This is a genomic window from Alcanivorax sp. 97CO-5 (assembly GCF_000524665.1).
Classification (GTDB): domain Bacteria; phylum Pseudomonadota; class Gammaproteobacteria; order Pseudomonadales; family Alcanivoracaceae; genus Alcanivorax; species Alcanivorax borkumensis.
In genome coordinates, this window is record NZ_KI965908.1 from 13234 (window position 1) to 29145 (window position 15912).

Here is a 15912-nt window from a genome sequence, read left to right on the forward strand (position 1 = left end):
CGTTCCTGGCGTCGGGCTCGGACATTTAATGCCGGCTGGAGTGGTCTAAAAGGGCCAGTATTGCTTTAGCACTGTCTGCGGATGAGGCGGGGTTCTGCCCTGTCACCACATTACCGTCAGTGACTACATGGCTGGCCCAGTCCTCCCCTTTCTTGTAGAGCCCACCGTTAGCTTTGAGCATGTCTTCCACCAAGAAAGGAACCACGTGGGTGAGTTGTACGCCCTCTTCCTCACCATTGGTGAAGCCGGTAACGGTACGGCCTTTAACCAGTGGTTGGCCGTTGTGGCGCGTGTGACGGAAAATCGCCGGTGCGTGGCAGACCGCGCCCACAGGTTTGCCCGCATCGTTAAACGATTCAACCAGGGCAATAGAGGTGGCATCTTCTGCCAAATCCCAAAGCGGGCCGTGCCCGCCAGGATAGAACACCGCATCAAATGCATCGGCGTGTATTTCCGCCAGAGTCCGAGTGTTGGCCAGTGCGGCTTGAGCCTCGCTGTCCTGGTTGAATCGGTCCGTGGCTGCGGTTTGTGCGTCCGGTGTGGCGCTGTTTGGGTCGAGAGGGGGCTGACCGCCTTTGGGCGAAGCCAGGGTGATCTGCGCACCGGCATCTTTGAAAACATAGTAGGGTGCGGCGAACTCCTCCAGCCAAAAACCGGTTTTATGGCCGGTATCGCCCAGTTGATTGTGGGAGGTAAGAATCATCAGAATATTCATTGGGTGATCTCCGTTCTGTGATTTCACCATCACCCCGGGTCGGGATGATGGTGTTGTAAAGGGAGTGCTCGCGCCCTTGTTAAAGGCTGGCGTGCAGTACTCGGCGGCATACCTCAGGGGTGACGTCGTTGTGTTCCCCCAGAGCCGTCATGCCATGCGCTTCAAGGCTGTCGATAAGCGGCTCAATGTGCTCGGCAGCCAATTGATAGTCCGCTAGCCGGGTTTTCACGCCTAGGCCTTCGAAGAAATCACGGGTTTTTTCAATGGCCAAATCCGCCTTCTGTTCATCACTGCCTTCGTTGATAGCCCAAACCCGCTGCGCGTACTGCACCAGTTTGTCGCGTTTTGCTTCCTTGCGCTCAGCCAGCATTGTCGGGAGGACAATGGCTAAGGTTTGAGCATGATCGAGGCCATGCAGGGCCGTGAGCTCATGCCCCAGCATATGTGTAGCCCAGTCCTGAGGAACGCCGGAGCCAATCAGGCCATTCAGCGCTAGGGTGGCCACCCACATTAGGTTAGCGCGTACCTGATAATGTTCTGGTTCCGCTAAGGCCTGCGGGCCAATTTCAATCAGCGTTTGCAGCAAGCCTTCCGCGAATCGGTCTTGCACGGGAGCGTCGGCTGGATAGGTCAGGTATTGCTCAACAATATGAACAAAGGCATCGACCACACCGTTGGCCACTTGCCGGGGCGGCAAGGTGTAGCTTTTAGTGGGATCCAACACGGAAAATTGCGGGAACACATGCTCACTGTGGAAAGGGAGCTTCGCGTGCAGCGACTTGCGCGTTACCACGGCGCCCTTGTTCATTTCCGATCCCGTGGCGGGCAAGGTCAGTACCGAGCCGAACGGTAGGGCGCGGTGAATATTGCTGCCGCCCTTGAGCAGGATGTTCCAAGCATCCCCCTCGAATAGCGAAGCTGCCGCGACAAACTTGGTGCCGTCGATTACGGACCCTCCGCCCACAGCCAGCAGATAATCGATGCCATCACGCTGTACCACGCTCACCGCTTCCATCAGGGTTTCAAAACTGGGGTTGGGTTCAATGCCACCAAAGAGCTGTACGCGACGATCACCCAATGCCGCTTCCACTTCGGTCAGGGTGCCGGTGCGGCGCGCGCTTTCGCCCCCAAACAGAATCAGCACGTTGGCGTTGGCGGGAACCAGGGTGTCGAGAGCCGCAATTTTTCCTTCGCCAAAGGCGATACGAGTGGGGTTGTAGAAATCAAAGTTGTTCATGATGCGGTATCCTTGGTCGGTGATGTGTTTAAATTAGACCGGTCGTCTATAGATGGCCGGTAAAAAAGCCCGCTAAACCGCGGGCCTGTGGCGTTTTGTGTTTGTGTGTTAGCGAGCGAGCAGGTTTTGGGTCAGCGTCATGGCCTGGTTCATGGGTTGCGCATTGCGGTGCAGCTTAGTGAGCAGGCTGGCGCCCAGCCATAATTGATAAAGGTTGCCTGCGGTTTGATGGGCAGGTTGCGAGTGTAGAGAGCCATCGGCAATGGCGGCGTCGATGCAGTCGGCAATGCGTGAAATGATTTGCTCGGTGCCATCACGCAAAGTGAGGCGCATGGCTTCAGAGAGGTCGGCAACTTCGGCGCTGAGTTTGACCACTAGGCAATCACCTAGGCCGGTGGGGCCGCAGTAGTTTTCTTGCCAGTCTTGCCAATACTGCATCAGCCTGCCGATGGCTGGAGTGCTGTCATCGGCAAAACGGCAATCCAGATCCTGCAGGTAGTGGGTAAAGTAATCTTCCAGTAAGGCTTGGCCAAACCGCTCTTTGGACTGAAAGTAATGGTAGAACGACCCTTTCGGTACACCGGCGGCTTGCAGAATGGCGCTCAAACCCACAGAACTGAAACCGCGTGCAGCGAGAATCTCGCGGCCAGTATCCAGCAGGTGCTGGCGGGTATCGCGATGTTTGTCAGGCTGTGGCGTGACGACGTGTGCGGTCATGGCGGTTATCCTAACAGTAAATTAGACCGGTCGTCTAGAGGTGCGACCCGGCGTACAACACGAGGATGACGCACCAGCAGCAAAGCGTTTCGCCCATTATGGCGTTTCCAATGCAAGGGGAACGCAATGCGCGCTTGACCTTCACGCCCGTGGGGACGAGGCTTGCCGGCACATTGTTGGCGTAGCATAGGATGCCTTTATGTCGGAACTGATTCTACACCATTACACACTCTCGCCGTTTTCCGAAAAGGCCCGGGCCATGTTGGGCTATGCGGGCCTAGAGTGGCAGTCGGTCACGGTGCCAGAAATGCCGCCGCGGCCTAAACTCGCGCCGCTGGCGGGTGGTTATCGGAAAATTCCGGTGGCTCAAATCGGCGCCGACATTTTTTGTGATACCCGCACGCTGAGTCGCGAAATTGCCCGGTTGGCAAACAAGCCTGAGTTGGTCGTGGAAAATTGCAGCCAAGAGGTACAAAACTTTGTTAGCGAAGTGGACCTGTCGATTTTCCTGGCGTCTATTGTCACGGCAGGGAATCTCACCCTGTTGCGCCGGGTTTTGAAAGAATCGTCCTTACTGGGTTTGGGGCGCCTGCTGGTGGACCGGGTAAGAATGGGCAGTAAATCGAAAGTGAAGACGGGTAGCCCGAAAACAATGCGGCGCCAAGTGGCGGCGCACCTAAATCATATGGAAACTTTGCTAACAGGGGATTTCCTGTTTGGCGATACCCCCAATGCTGGGGACTTTTCCGCCTATCACAGCCTTTGGTTTCGCCGCGATTTAGCGGGCCGACCGCTAGCCAGTAGCCACCCGAAAGTGGATGCCTGGATGAACAGGATGCAGGCTTTCGGTCAAGGCTTACGAAAGGATATTAGCGCCGATAAGGCCTTGGATATTGCACGCCAGGCCGAGCCGCGGGCTCTGCCGGTACAGGTTGAGCAAGCCCCCTTGCTCGGGCAATCTGTGCGTGTAGCCCCGTGCGATTATGGCCGTGATCCCGTATTGGGCGAGCTCTGCTATTGCGATGCCAACACTCTGGTGTTGCGCCGTAACGACCCCGTGGTGGGGCAGGTTCATGTGCACTTTCCCCGCGAGGGTTACGTGTTGTCCAAGGCTCACTGAAGGGGATATTGATGAATCAGCCGAACAATCCCTTGCATGGCGTCACCCTGGAAACGGTGGTGAAGCGCCTGGTTGAACATTATGGCTGGGAAGAGCTGGGTGATCGCATTCGAATTAATTGCTTTATCAGTGATCCCTCAGTGAAATCCAGCTTGAAGTTTTTACGCAAAACCCCCTGGGCGAGGGAGAAAGTGGAAACGTTATTTGTCGACACCTTTTCCCCGTGAGCCGCGCTGACCACGATAGTCATTAGGCCAATGAGCCTAGCGAGGTAATCCGACATAGCAGGCAAGCCGCCTGATCGCCCAAAAGAGGGGGCGCGCGGGCGGGCACCCCCTCCATTTGATGCCGCGGTAGCCTTAATTAGTCCATGCCTGCCAGCAAATTATTCACGGCTTGGGCAAACTGCACCGGCGAATCCTCCTGCAAGAAATGCCCGCCCACCAGGGTTTGGTGTGGTTGCCCCTGGGCGCCGGGAATGCGTTCTTGCATGTATTTATCCCCTCCGCGGGTAATCGGGTCGCCGTTGCTGAAGGTCGTTAAGAACGGCTTTTTCCATTGCTCCAACGCCTTCCACGCTGCACGGTTAGCTTGCGTGGCCGGGTCGTTCGGTGTCACCGGCACCAGCTTGGGAAAAGCACGTGCGGCGGTTTTGTATTTTCTATTGGGGAATGGCGCCTCGTAGGCACGGATTTCGTCGGGGCCGAGTTTGCGGAAAGTGGCGACATTGAGAATGCGGGAAATTGGCAGTACCGGGCTGTGGATCGCGAACGCTTTCCAAATATGGAACGCCTTTGGGGCCTGCTCGTCTCCGGTGGGCAGCATGCCGTTACCCACCACAATAGCGCGGAATCGGGATTCGTTCTCCGCGGCCATCCGCAGCCCAATCAGTGAGCCCCAGTCCTGGCACACTAAGGTGATTTCGGTGAGCTCAAGCTGGTCGAGTAAGGACTTAACCCAGTCCATGTGGTTTTGGTAACTATAAGCATTGATATCCGTTGGCTTGTCGGATTTACCGAAACCGATCAAGTCCGGGGCGATCACCCGGTGGCCCGCCGCCGCACAAATCGGAATCATGTGCCGATATAGATAGGACCACGTTGGCTCCCCATGCAGCATCAGAATGGGCTTGCCGTCGGCTGGCCCCTCATCCACGTAATGCATGCGCAGCCCGTCCACGGTTACGTAGTTTGGCTCGAAAGGGTAGTCGAGCAATCGCTCGAAGCGGGAATCTGGGGTGCGCAAGTAATCCATGGTCGATCCTTTTTGCTATTAAGGCGCCGCTAAAAAGCGCCGTGAATGCTGGGCCTTAAGCGCACATCGGTTGAACCCAATCCCTAGGAAGGGGCGCCCCCGCCCGTGAAGGCAAGAAACAACCGCTGCACGCGTAAGGCCACGTTAAGCACGTAAGGCGTTTTTCAGTGGCTCCCTGATAATGGAGTGTGGGAAATCAATGCCAGTAGATGCAGGTGCCGGCCACGGCGTTACAAAAACCCCTCGATTTTTTTGCTAGCGTCAATCATCCCAAAGATTAGCGACAGTGTAATCGCTGCCCGGTTGTGCCCAGAAACCACCGTCCACGTAACGGCGATGCTTGTCCAGTGAGCGAATGGCATCCATGTCCTCGTCGCTGAGGGTCAGTTCCTCGGCAGCCAGGTTTTGTTTTAGGCGCTCCGGGTTAACCGATTTGGGGATTACCGCTGTGTTGCGATGTAATGCCCAGCTGATCAACACTTGAGCCGGGCTGGCACGATGACGGTCAGCAATCTCATGGATAATCGGGTCTTCCAGCAGTGCCGGTTCGCCCTCAGCTTTTAAGCCAGCGGGGCGATCGGATGAGCCCAGTGGAGCATAGGCCGTGAGATGGATGCCTTGTTGTTGGCAGAAATCCAGCATGCTCTGTTGTTGCAAATAAGGATGTAGCTCTACTTGGTTCATGGCGGGTTTGCGTTGTGCCTTGCCTATTAAATCCTGCAGTTTTTTTACGCTGAAATTCGACACGCCGATCTGCCGAGTCAGATTGTTGTCCACCAGCGCTTCCATGGCCGCCCAGGTGGTTTCCACCGGTAAATCGTTCAGTGACACCATGTCGTCGGCAGATTCAGGAAAGGATACGCCCGGCTTCAGAGCGACCGGCCAGTGCATGAGATAAAGGTCGAGATAATCCAGCTGCAGGTTACGTAAGGTGGTTTCCAGTGCGGGCTGAACATCCTCGGGGGCATGGTCACTGTTCCACAGTTTTGAGGTAATCCACAATTGTTCGCGGGTTACTGTGCCGGCGGACAATACATCGCTTAGGGCTCTGCCGATTTCGTCCTCGTTGCCATAAATATGGGCACAGTCGATATGCCGATAACCCATCTCAATGGCGCTTCTGACGGCGTTGTACACCTCGCCGGGAGCGGATTTCCAGGTGCCCAGGCCCAGCATGGGTAGGGTGTCACCATTTTCGAAAGTCAGCGTTTTCATGGTCTGCTCCTGTTAAGCCTGTGTGTATTTGCGTTTCTGATAGTGGGACTTTGCCAGTGGCGGTTGGGTTCCTGATGAATCCTGGTTTGATTCCCGGCAGGCTGGGGTGCTTCCCTGCTTGAGCCGCCCTCGGCATTTCGCTACTGTGGCCGACCGGCGTTGGCCGCCCTCATTATCGGCAGTGCATTTTCTCACTGCCCCTGCTTTTGGAAAACTCTATGTGGATCAAGAACCTGACTGTCTTTGTGGGTGAAGAAGCCTTCCCCTGCTCCGTGGCCGAACTGGATGAAATTCTCGACCAGAACCGTTGCCAACCCTGTGGCTCGCAGACGGAGCGCACAGAAGGGTTTGTGCCGCCGCTCAAGGGGCAAGACCCCATGGCCTACGCGGTGGACGGGTTTATTTTTTGCACCTATCAAGAAACCGCTCGCTTGTTGCCTGGGCCGGTGATCAAGGAACTGTTGGATGAAAAAGTGGAGCACATTCAGCAAGAAGAAGGTCGCAAGGTTGGGCGCAAAGAAAAGGCCGATCTTAAAGAGCAGATTACCTTCGAGCTGATGCCTCGGGCTTTTACTCGCTCGCGCCGCACCTCCTTGCTTATCGACACTGAGCGTAAGCGGGTAATGGTGGATTCTTCCTCCGCCAGTCGCGGTGAAGAAGTCATCGCCTGCCTGCGTAAAGCCATCGGCACCCTGCCCGTAGCGTACCCGGCGCCAAACTCGGCCCCTTACACAAGCTTTAGCAATTGGTTGCGCGATACCAAACTGCTGCCGGAAGGCTTCACTCTGGGAGACCGTTGTGAGCTGAAAGGCATCAAGGATGAAGGGGCCGCAGTCAAGTTCACCGCCGTGGACCTAGGGCAGGAAGAAATTCTCGCACACCTGGAAACGGGGATGGTCGCCACCCGTATCAACTTGGCTTGGCAGGATTCGTTAGAACTGGATATCAACGACAAGCTGGAGATCAAGCGTATTAAGGCGCTGGATCTGCTACAGGAAAACATAGATGCACTGGACGCAGAAGACGCGGTAGCCGAATTGCAGGCGCGTATTAGCTTGCAGGGCAAGGTGCTACGCGACGCCATTGACAGCCTGTACGGTTATTTTGAAGTGAATCCGGCGTAACCGCCGTTTCGCAAAGGCTTTGCCCGCGCTCCCCATTCAGGGGCGCGGGTAATGCGTTTAATCATTTGATGACAGCGATGCGCGTTGCTGCTCAGTCCTCAATGTCCTTATCGTCCTGTTGGTCTTTATCCATTTTCACCGGCGAATTCTCATCGCATTGGGGTGAATGCTGGAAGGTCTGTGTCACGTCCAGATAACCCAAGTGAGAAATGGTGCGCCGGCCGAGAAGAACCGGATAAATCATGTCAGACCGGTCATTCAGGGTGAACTGTTCTTCATATACCGTGTTGCCCATGCACACTTTCATTAATACCACCGGACGACGCTCGGTGCCGCCGGCACCCCGAATCACCACTTTACGGTAGCGTGGTTTCTCGAAGGTTTTTTCCACTTTTTTGCCGGTGGCCTCATCCACTACATTCACGGTAAAGCGTACCCAGTCGTCGCCATCTTTCTCGAAAACATCCACATCGGTGGCGTGCAGAGACGAAGTGAGCGCGCCGCTGTCCAGCTTGGTTTTCAATTCCACACCCCAGGGCATCAACATGGACTTTTCCACCCAGCCAAATACGTTCGGGCTGCTTGGGGGGGTAGCCATGGCCATGCCAGTGCTGCTGAGTAATGAGGCAGTAATGAAAGCGATAAATCCTTTTTTCATGGGCGCTCCTTGTTGGTAAAAATAGGTTGCGTAAAAGGGTGAGTCGTCCGACCCCGCTGGCAGAGTATGACTGTGTTCGCTGCAGACCGTTCCCCGGCAAATCATTGACCGTCTGGCTGCTGCCGGTCGCCAGTCAGCCACCCCCACCCCACTCAGACAGGTTACCATTGTTCCATAATGCGCCGTTGCTAATGGCGCCGGAAACAGCCCGAGGGCCAGTAATGACACCTGTTATCGCACCACCATCAATCAAACTTCTACTAGGCGAAAGCCGCGCAGCATGGGCCTATGGGCGCTACCTTTTACGGGGCTTGGAGCACAAGCAACTGCCGTTAGGTAAAAGGCAGCCCGTGATTGTTTTGCCCGGTTTTGGGGCCAGCGACTTGAGCACTCGGCCCTTGCGCATGGCCCTGGGTAAGCTGGGGTATAACGTGTATGGCTGGGCCCAGGGCACGAATCTGGGCATGAATAGCAAACGTAAAAACCTGTTAGTTACCCAGTTGCAAGAAATCAGCGCGCGACACCAGCAACCGGTCGCGCTAGTAGGTTGGAGCTTGGGCGGAGTGTTTGCTCGGGAACTGGCGCGGGCCTTTCCTGATCTGGTGAGTCAGGTCTTTACTCTGGGTAGCCCTATCAATGGCGATCCAGACGCCAATAATGTGTCCACGCTTTTTAGTTGGTTCAATCCGAATCGACCTCCAACCGACAGGGAGGCCTTTAACCAACGCATTGCGGCCCCACCCGTGCCGTGCACAGCCATCTTTACCCGTGAAGACGGCATCGTGGCTTGGCAGTGCAGCCAGGAAGAAAGCGGGCCAATGACTGAAAATGTGGAAGTGCAGGGTACCCATGTGGGGCTACCGTGGAATCCTCAAGTGCTGGCGGCCATTGCCGAGCGTTTGCCGCGCAGCCCGCTACCAGGAGATGTGCCATGAGCGAGTTGCAACCCGGTCGTTACCGGCACTTCAAAGGTAACGAATACCAAGTGCTTGGCTTGGCAACCCATTCTGAGACCGGCGAAACCGTGGTGGTTTACCACCCGCTCTACGGGGATCAGGCCCTGTGGGTGCGCCCATTGGCCATGTTTATCGAGACCGTAGAGCGAGATGGCAAAGTGCAGCCCCGCTTTGCTCGGGTGGGGGATTGAGCAGAAAGGAGAGCATTCAAAGTAGAAAGGCGTGGGCAGGGCTGTTGGCGTGGCGCCCGGCCTTCTATGTGGCCAGCGCGAAGCAATAACCGTTCAGGCCCGGGTTGCACCGATCACTGTGTTTCCACGTTTAACGGTGAACTTTCAACGGCTCTGGATGCTACAATGTTCGCCTTATTCATGGAGTTAGCCTGTTATGTCTTCGTTTGCCGACCTGAACCTGCATGAGCGCTTAATTAAGGCGCTTGGTGAGCTGGAAATTACCACCCCGACCCCTGTTCAGACGGCAGCCATTCCTGCGGCGCTTGAAGGCCGCGATTTGCGTGTAGTGGCCCGCACCGGTAGCGGTAAAACCGCGGCATTTTTGCTGCCCATGCTGCATCAGCTGCTCCAATATTCCCGCCCGCGTACCGACACCCGCGCCTTGATTCTGTTGCCCACTCGCGAGTTGGCCCAGCAGACCCTCAAGCAAGTAGAAGCGCTAGGCCGTTATACCTTCATTAAAGCCGAGCTACTCACCGGCGGTGAAGACTTCAAAGTGCAGGCGGCCAAAATGCGCAAGAACCCGGAAATTCTTATTGGCACCCCGGGGCGCCTCATCGAGCATCTAGATGCCGGCAACCTGCTTTTGCAGGATCTAGAAATGCTGGTGTTGGATGAATCCGATCGCATGCTCGACATGGGCTTCAACGACGACGTGCTGCGCCTGGCCGCGGAATGCCGGCCCGAGCGGCAGACCCTGTTGTTCTCCGCCACCACGGGCGGTAACGCCATGGAAAACATGATCAGCAGTGTGCTTCGCGACCCCCGCTCGCTGGTGCTCGATTCCGTGCGTGACCTGAATGAATCTGTGAGCCAGCAGATCATCACTGCCGACGATGTGAAGCACAAAGAACGGTTGGTGCAATGGCTGCTAGCCAATGAAACCTATGATAAAGCGGTAGTGTTCACCAATACCCGTGAACAAGCCGATCGGCTTTGCGGTGTGCTGGTGGCCTCTAACCTGAAAGTGTTTGTGCTGCACGGCGAGAAAGATCAGAAAGATCGCAAGCTGGCCATGGATCGTCTTAAAACCGGCGCCGTGAAAGTGCTGGTCGCCACAGACGTGGCTGCCCGAGGTATCCACGTGGATAACCTGGACTTGGTGATCAACTTCGACATGCCTCGCAGTGGCGACGAGTACGTGCATCGTATTGGTCGCACCGGGCGAGTGGGGGGGGAAGGCACCGCGATTTCCCTGATTGCCGCCCACGAATGGAATTTGATGGCGAGTATTCAACGTTACCTGCGTCAAAATTTTGAATACCGCTTGGTGGAAGCCCTGCGGGGCAACTTCCTGGGGCCGAAAAACCTGAAATCCAACGGTAAGGCTGCCGGTAATAAAAAGAAAAAAATGAAGAAAAAAGAAGATGCTAAAAAAGGCATCAAGAAATCCGGAGCCAAGAAAAACGCCGCTAAACCCAAGCGCAATGCCAGGCCGCCGAGCCAAGACACCAAAGGCGGGTTTGCCACAGTGAAGCGCAAAAAGACCCCCGGCCCCCTAGATTGATAACGTAACTAGATTGAGAACGTGAAAAGGCACTACGCCTAGCATCGTTTTATAAACCCAAGAGGCCGCGCCCTAAAAATTGAGCGCGGCCTTTTTTGTTTGAAATCCATAAAACACGGAGCCTGTTTCCACCTTAAACGGGGTTTATAAAACCCCGTAAAATTCCGCCTCTCGTTCACGTTCTTTCCGCACAGGGGAAGGCATTCTGGTACGGTTATTGGCTGGAGCTAGCGGTGTCCGAGCTTAGGGGAGGGGAGTTGATGTCTACTGATGCGTTGCAGTGCCCGGATTGCGGTACTCAGCTTGCTGCGCCTTCCCAGCACGCCCGTGGCACATGGCGCTGCCCTCGCTGCGAGTGCCAGTTAAGTGGCGCCTGGACCTTGCGCCCAGATTCTTTGCTTGCGCTAACGGTGACCACCTCTGTGTTGTGGTTGCCCGCCCTGATTCTGCCGTTAATGCGTTTGGAAAACCTGGGCTTGGACCGTGAAGCCAGCCTGCTAGATTGTGTACTGCGCCTCATGCAAGGCATCTACTTTCCGGTGGGCCTATTGCTGCTGTTTACCCTGGTGCTTATGCCGTTGTTAAATTTATTGTCAGTGGGGCGTCTGTTATGGGCGGCCCGTACCGATACGGCTGCAGCGACATCGCCAGCTCCATTTTGGATGAAGGTGTATCGGCACAGCCGGGAATGGGCGATGACGGATATTTTTCTGCTCGGCATTCTTATCGCCATGACCAAGCTGGGTGATATGGCCACAGTGACCCCCGGTGCGGGCTTGTTCTGCTTGGTGGTGGCGGTGTTGTTGCGTCTTATTGTGGAAACCTTGGCACAACCGGATCAGCTGCAACGGCTGCTGGAGGCACGGCATGGCCACTGAGGCGACCCCAGGCCATCGGCCATTGGCCTGGGCATTATTGATCGCGGCTGTGGTGTGGCTGGTGCCCGCAAATTTGCTGCCCATCATGACCGTTATCGAAACCGGCAAAGGAAAAGCCAGCACTATTGCCGATGGTATTTGGCAATTGTTTGAAGCCGGCATGCCCGGCATTGCCATTATTGTGTTCATTGCCAGCTTACTGGTGCCGTTCTTTAAAGTGCTGGTATTGGCCGTAATCTACTGGCGCGTTCCCCACGAAAGTAATCCACGCACCAGTACTCGCGCCTATCGTTTGGTGTATTGGATTGGCCGTTGGTCCATGCTCGATGTGTTCGTGGTGGCATTACTGGCAGCGGTAGTGGAATTCGGCAATTTGGCCCGAGTGGAACCGGGGCCGGGGATTCTCGCCTTTGCATTGGCCGTGGTGCTGACCATGTTGTCTGCCCATGCCTTTTCGCCCCAACAATTATGGATCCAAAACCCTGACGGAGCAGACCATGGATAGCCCCGAAGTGAAACACTCCCGCTGGCCTTCCCCCATTTGGTTAGTGCCCTTAGTGAGCCTGCTAGTGGCCGGCTGGTTGCTGTACGACCAGTTGCTACAGCGTGATGTGCAAATTGAAATCACCTTTGATAACGGAGCAGGCATCAAGCCAGGGGTTGATCTTCGCTACCGGGGCGTGCCTGTGGGTAGCGTAGATAAAATCGTACTCAGCGACGATCTGAATCATGTCACGGTCCATGCTAGCTTGAATCGTGATGCGGAAAAGCTGGCCCGGGAGAAAAGCCGTTTCTGGATTGTAGAGCCGGAACTGGGCATCGCGGGTGCGCGTAATCTGGACACCCTGGTATCGGGAAAATACATCGCGGTGTCGCCGGGTGAGGGGGAGCCGGTAAAGGAATTTGACGGGCTGGAAACACCCCCTGAGCAGCAGCCCAACCTGGGTCTCAGAGTCACCCTGGTGGCGAAGCAGCTGGGCTCCTTGAAAAAAGGCCGGCATATTTACTATCGCGATGTGCAAGTGGGCACCATCGGTGAAAGTGAGTTAAGTCAGGGCGGCCGCTTTGTGGAAGTTCAGGCCATTATTGAGCCGAAATACACCCGGTTAGTGCGCAGCAATACCCGCTTTTGGAATAGCTCCGGGCTGAGCGTCGATGTGGGTCTATTCAAGGGTGCGCAAATCCAAGCCAGCTCTCTGGAAAACCTGTTACGCGGTGGCATCAGCTTTGCCACGCCAACAGAGGCCGGGCCCTTAGCCAAAGAGGGCGAGCGATTTGACCTTTACAGCCAGCCAGAAGATGACTGGCACGAATGGGCACCGATTATGAAGTGGAAATAGCTGTAGAAAAGATAAGCCGCAACAGGGCATCGTGTTGACGTTGTGATACGCAAGAGGCCGCGCCTAATGTTTGGGCGCGGCCTCTTGCGTTGGTAAAGCGAAAAGCCTGCAGCGTGGTGCGCCGCTTACTACATTATTTACTACATAATCTTGCCGACCATTTTTAGCGGCAAGGTGCGCATGGCGAAGCCGAGTGGCCCCCAGGGCCAGCTAGGTACGGAGGCATTTTTGCCTTCTTTCTCTATGGCCTTAACCAGCGCCTTGCAGCCGGTTTCAGTGTCCACCATAAAGGGCGTGTTTTTCAGTTTTTCGTTGATCTCGGTGCGAATAAAACCCGGAAAAATAGTGGTTACATTGATAGGCGAATCTTGTAATTCCATTTGCAGGCCTTCCGCTAGCATGGCCACGCCGGCCTTGGTGGCCGCATAGGTGGTCAAATTTTTCTTCATGCCGCGCATGGCGCTAATGGAAGAAATCATTACCAGGTGGCCACTGTCCTGGGCGCGGAAAATTTCCATGGCCGCTTCGGCCTGGGCCAGGGCAGCAACAAAGTTGGTTTCAGCGGTTTGCCGGTTGGCATAGAAATAACCGGTGCCCAAGGGTTGGCCCTTGCCCATGCCCGCGTTGACGATGATGCGATCGATGCCGGCCATTTCCGTACGGAAAGCATCGAACACCGCAAACACTTGGTCGTAGTCGTTCACGTCCAGCGGTTTAATCAGCACCTTGATGCCGGGATGTTTTTCTTCCAGCTCGGCCTTCAACACTTCCAGCCGATCCATACGCCGAGCGCACAACGCCAAGTTGCGGCCCATGGCGGCAAACAGGCGCGCCATGCCTTCGCCAAGCCCTGAGCTGGCGCCGGTGATGAGAATGTTTTGACGTGTCGGCATTGTTTTCTCCGCTCGGTGTCGTGTTGCTCGAATGAAAGTAAGCTCAACAGTTAAAATTGAAACGCGGTTTCACGGTGTAGCCATCGGCTATGCTTGTGCCGCGTGTTTCACACATTGAACTTTCCGCTTGTTCTTTATCGATAAGTTACTTGATCGCTCGGCAGGTGCAGGTGCTCATTTACCGACACTAGCCGCAACGTGCCTGCATTCACAAGTACCCGAGTCACACTGGTATTAATCAGGTTACGGTTATAAGTAATTAGCGCTTCGTTATCCAGGGCCATTAGCTGTTGAATAATCACGCTGATGGCGCCGCCGGAAGTGAATACCAAGGCGCTGTCGCCGCTGCTTAAGCTGTTACCCAAGCTGTAGGTGCTGGCCAGCACACGCTCACGAAAGGCGGGCCAGGTTTCGCTGTAGTCACCTTCACCTCGCTGCCAGCGGCGCAGGGCCTGCTCAAAGCGGGCCTGGAAAACCTTGCGCGGCTGTTGCTGCTCCGCCAGCCAAGCGGTGAGCGCGGGGCGGTCGGTGGCCAGGGGCCAGTCGACGGCCAGCAGCTCTTCGTGGTTGTACTCATTAAAACCGGTGTCGGTGTGCCATTCTTTGGGTAGGCCCAGCTCGCCCAGGGTGGCCTCTGCGGTTTCCCTGTGGCGGCGCATGGTGCCACAGAGGGCACGGGGGAGGCCCAGCATCTGGTTTTGTAGGGCGCGCCCAAGAAGCCGGCTTTGTTCCCAGCCCGGCTCAGAAAGTTGGTCGTAATCTTCTTTGCCAAAGCTGGCTTGGCCGTGGCGTATAAGGTAAATCACCGGCATACATCAGTGCTCTTTTTCTGTTCAGGTTGTTTCCATTAACGTTGCAGGCGCCCGGCGCTTTTTCGCATCATCCGGTTGAACACAAACGGCATGAGCCGCTTTATCCAAGGCGGGCGGCCGCTTTCGTGGGGCGGCAGGGAAATAAATGTTTAGCCGCTTCGAGCTGCATCATTTAGCCAATCCGTACCCGTAGGCCAGCCGCCAGCACTTATCCATTGACCGATGCTAGAGAGCGCGTTTCAATAAATCCAATGAATCATGGCAATTATTTTGGATAAGTTTCATGCATGTTTCGCGATTCGACCTGAACCTTTTCGTGGTCTTCGACGCCATCTATACCGAAGGGTCGCTGACCCGCGCTGCCAAGGTGCTCAACCTCACCCAGCCAGCGGTTAGCCATGCCTTGGCGCGCTTGCGCGCCCGCCTAAACGACCCGCTATTTGTTCGCCAGGGCAGCCGCATGGTACCCACCGCTCGGGCTCGGGCCATGGTGAGCCCGGTGCGCCACGCGCTGGGCGGTTTTCAGCGTTGCCTCAGTGAAGAGGGCGGCTTCGATGCCAGTGAAGCGGAGCGTACGTTTGTATTGGGCCTGCGCGATGGGCTGGAAGCGCGGTTGCTGCCCGCCTTGATGAGCCAGTTTATGGATGAAGCGCCGGGCATCAAACTGCAATCGTTAACCGTGAGCCGCCGGCAAATGGCCACGGAACTGGCCAGTGGTCGGCTGGATTTAGCCTGCGATGTGATGCTGGCGCTGCCCGAAGCCATTGAGCATCAGGTGGTATTGGAAGGGCCGCTGGTGGTGCTGATGCGTGAATCGCACCCGTTGGCCCAGGGCATGGACCTGCCCGATTATCTCGCCGCCCAGCATGTGCTGGTGTCATCCCGCCGCGAAGGGCCGGGGTTGGAAGATTTCGGCCTGGCACGGCAAGGCTATCGCCGGCACATTCGTTTGCGCTGCCAGCATTACCAGGCCGCGTTAAGCACCGTGCAACAAACCGACTTGCTGCTCACCATGCCCGCCAGCCTGGCCGGGCAGTTGAGCGATCAGGGGCTGGTATGGAAGCCGTTCCCTGGGGAATTGCCGGGGCTGGAAATGCACCTGTACTGGCACCGCGACCAGAGTGCCGACCCGGCTCACAGTTGGCTGCGCCAACGGGTGCTGGCGCAACTGGAAGTCATGCAAAACGACATTCAGCTCAGCGCCTCTGCTGTGTAGAGGCCTTGGCTCATGGAAAGCTCCACCGTCGCCGTCA

General features: G+C 56.1%; 18 protein-coding genes. 10 read left to right on the plus strand and 8 right to left on the minus strand.

The annotated features are described in order from the left end of the window. Positions 1 to 25: 25 nt before the first annotated feature. From Y017_RS14185 to Y017_RS14195, 3 genes are all read right to left on the minus strand, one after another. Positions 26 to 715, minus strand: a complete 690-nt coding sequence (locus tag Y017_RS14185; protein WP_011589694.1) for a type 1 glutamine amidotransferase domain-containing protein — start codon at positions 713 to 715, stop codon at positions 26 to 28. Positions 716 to 794: 79 nt separating this feature from the next. Further along, positions 795 to 1952: an iron-containing alcohol dehydrogenase gene (locus Y017_RS14190; RefSeq protein WP_011589693.1), complete on the minus strand. Its 1158-nt coding sequence runs from the start codon at positions 1950 to 1952 to the stop codon at positions 795 to 797. Between the two features lie 108 nt (positions 1953 to 2060). Beyond that, positions 2061 to 2669: a TetR/AcrR family transcriptional regulator gene (locus tag Y017_RS14195; RefSeq protein WP_051428789.1), complete on the minus strand. Its 609-nt coding sequence runs from the start codon at positions 2667 to 2669 to the stop codon at positions 2061 to 2063. Positions 2670 to 2868: 199 nt separating this feature from the next. Between Y017_RS14195 and Y017_RS14200 the strand changes: the two genes are divergently transcribed. Both Y017_RS14200 and Y017_RS14205 read left to right on the plus strand, forming a co-directional pair. Continuing rightward, positions 2869 to 3789, plus strand: coding sequence for a glutathione S-transferase family protein (locus Y017_RS14200; protein WP_035461648.1), 921 nt, complete (start codon positions 2869 to 2871; stop codon positions 3787 to 3789). Positions 3790 to 3800: 11 nt separating this feature from the next. Beyond that, complete coding sequence (locus Y017_RS14205) at positions 3801 to 4016, plus strand: VF530 family DNA-binding protein (RefSeq protein ID WP_035461650.1); 216 nt, start codon at positions 3801 to 3803, stop codon at positions 4014 to 4016. A gap of 136 nt (positions 4017 to 4152) precedes the next feature. On the opposite strand, the gene Y017_RS14210 is transcribed toward Y017_RS14205, so the two are convergent. Together Y017_RS14210 and Y017_RS14215 are read right to left on the minus strand one after the other, a co-directional pair. Continuing rightward, positions 4153 to 5043: a haloalkane dehalogenase gene (locus tag Y017_RS14210; RefSeq protein WP_011589689.1), complete on the minus strand. Its 891-nt coding sequence runs from the start codon at positions 5041 to 5043 to the stop codon at positions 4153 to 4155. A 261-nt stretch (positions 5044 to 5304) separates the two neighbouring features. Next, complete coding sequence (locus tag Y017_RS14215) at positions 5305 to 6258, minus strand: aldo/keto reductase (RefSeq protein ID WP_011589688.1); 954 nt, start codon at positions 6256 to 6258, stop codon at positions 5305 to 5307. 218 nt (positions 6259 to 6476) lie between these two features. On the opposite strand from Y017_RS14215, the gene Y017_RS14220 reads away from it, so the two are divergent. Then, entirely contained in the window at positions 6477 to 7382 is a 906-nt protein-coding gene (locus tag Y017_RS14220; protein WP_011589687.1) for a recombination-associated protein RdgC, read from the plus strand. Between the two features lie 91 nt (positions 7383 to 7473). On the opposite strand, the gene Y017_RS14225 is transcribed toward Y017_RS14220, so the two are convergent. Continuing rightward, on the minus strand, positions 7474 to 8040 hold the full coding sequence (locus tag Y017_RS14225; protein ID WP_035461651.1) for an ATP-dependent zinc protease: 567 nt from the start codon (positions 8038 to 8040) through the stop codon (positions 7474 to 7476). Between the two features lie 221 nt (positions 8041 to 8261). Between Y017_RS14225 and Y017_RS14230 the strand changes: the two genes are divergently transcribed. The 6 genes from Y017_RS14230 (at position 8262) to Y017_RS14255 (ending at position 12954) form a co-directional block, all read left to right on the plus strand. Beyond that, entirely contained in the window at positions 8262 to 8975 is a 714-nt protein-coding gene (locus Y017_RS14230; protein ID WP_035461810.1) for a triacylglycerol lipase, read from the plus strand. After that, the gene (locus tag Y017_RS14235; protein WP_011589683.1) at positions 8972 to 9187 is read left to right on the plus strand and encodes a DUF1653 domain-containing protein; all 216 of its coding nucleotides are present in this window, start codon (positions 8972 to 8974) and stop codon (positions 9185 to 9187) included. Before Y017_RS14230 ends, Y017_RS14235 begins: the two co-directional genes overlap by 4 nt. A 196-nt stretch (positions 9188 to 9383) precedes the next feature. Further along, positions 9384 to 10736, plus strand: coding sequence for a DEAD/DEAH box helicase (locus Y017_RS14240; protein WP_011589682.1), 1353 nt, complete (start codon positions 9384 to 9386; stop codon positions 10734 to 10736). Between the two features lie 260 nt (positions 10737 to 10996). Next, positions 10997 to 11614: a paraquat-inducible protein A gene (locus tag Y017_RS14245; protein WP_231483540.1), complete on the plus strand. Its 618-nt coding sequence runs from the start codon at positions 10997 to 10999 to the stop codon at positions 11612 to 11614. Continuing rightward, a complete protein-coding gene (locus tag Y017_RS14250) occupies positions 11604 to 12119 on the plus strand; it encodes a paraquat-inducible protein A (protein WP_011589680.1) in 516 nt (171 codons plus the stop codon). Before Y017_RS14245 ends, Y017_RS14250 begins: the two co-directional genes overlap by 11 nt. Continuing rightward, entirely contained in the window at positions 12112 to 12954 is an 843-nt protein-coding gene (locus Y017_RS14255) for an intermembrane transport protein PqiB (protein WP_035461655.1), read from the plus strand. Before Y017_RS14250 ends, Y017_RS14255 begins: the two co-directional genes overlap by 8 nt. Before the next feature lie 140 nt (positions 12955 to 13094). Here the strand turns inward: Y017_RS14255 and Y017_RS14260 are convergent, their stop codons facing one another. Together Y017_RS14260 and Y017_RS14265 are read right to left on the minus strand one after the other, a co-directional pair. After that, a complete protein-coding gene (locus Y017_RS14260) occupies positions 13095 to 13847 on the minus strand; it encodes an SDR family oxidoreductase (protein WP_011589678.1) in 753 nt (250 codons plus the stop codon). Positions 13848 to 13981: 134 nt separating this feature from the next. Continuing rightward, positions 13982 to 14659: a histidine phosphatase family protein gene (locus Y017_RS14265; RefSeq protein WP_035461656.1), complete on the minus strand. Its 678-nt coding sequence runs from the start codon at positions 14657 to 14659 to the stop codon at positions 13982 to 13984. Between the two features lie 283 nt (positions 14660 to 14942). Here Y017_RS14265 and Y017_RS14270 point away from each other — a divergent pair, with 283 nt between their 5' ends. Then, positions 14943 to 15875 carry a LysR family transcriptional regulator gene (locus Y017_RS14270; RefSeq protein ID WP_035461658.1) on the plus strand — a complete coding sequence of 311 codons (933 nt, stop codon included), beginning with the start codon at positions 14943 to 14945 and terminating at the stop codon, positions 15873 to 15875. Positions 15876 to 15912 lie beyond the last annotated feature (37 nt).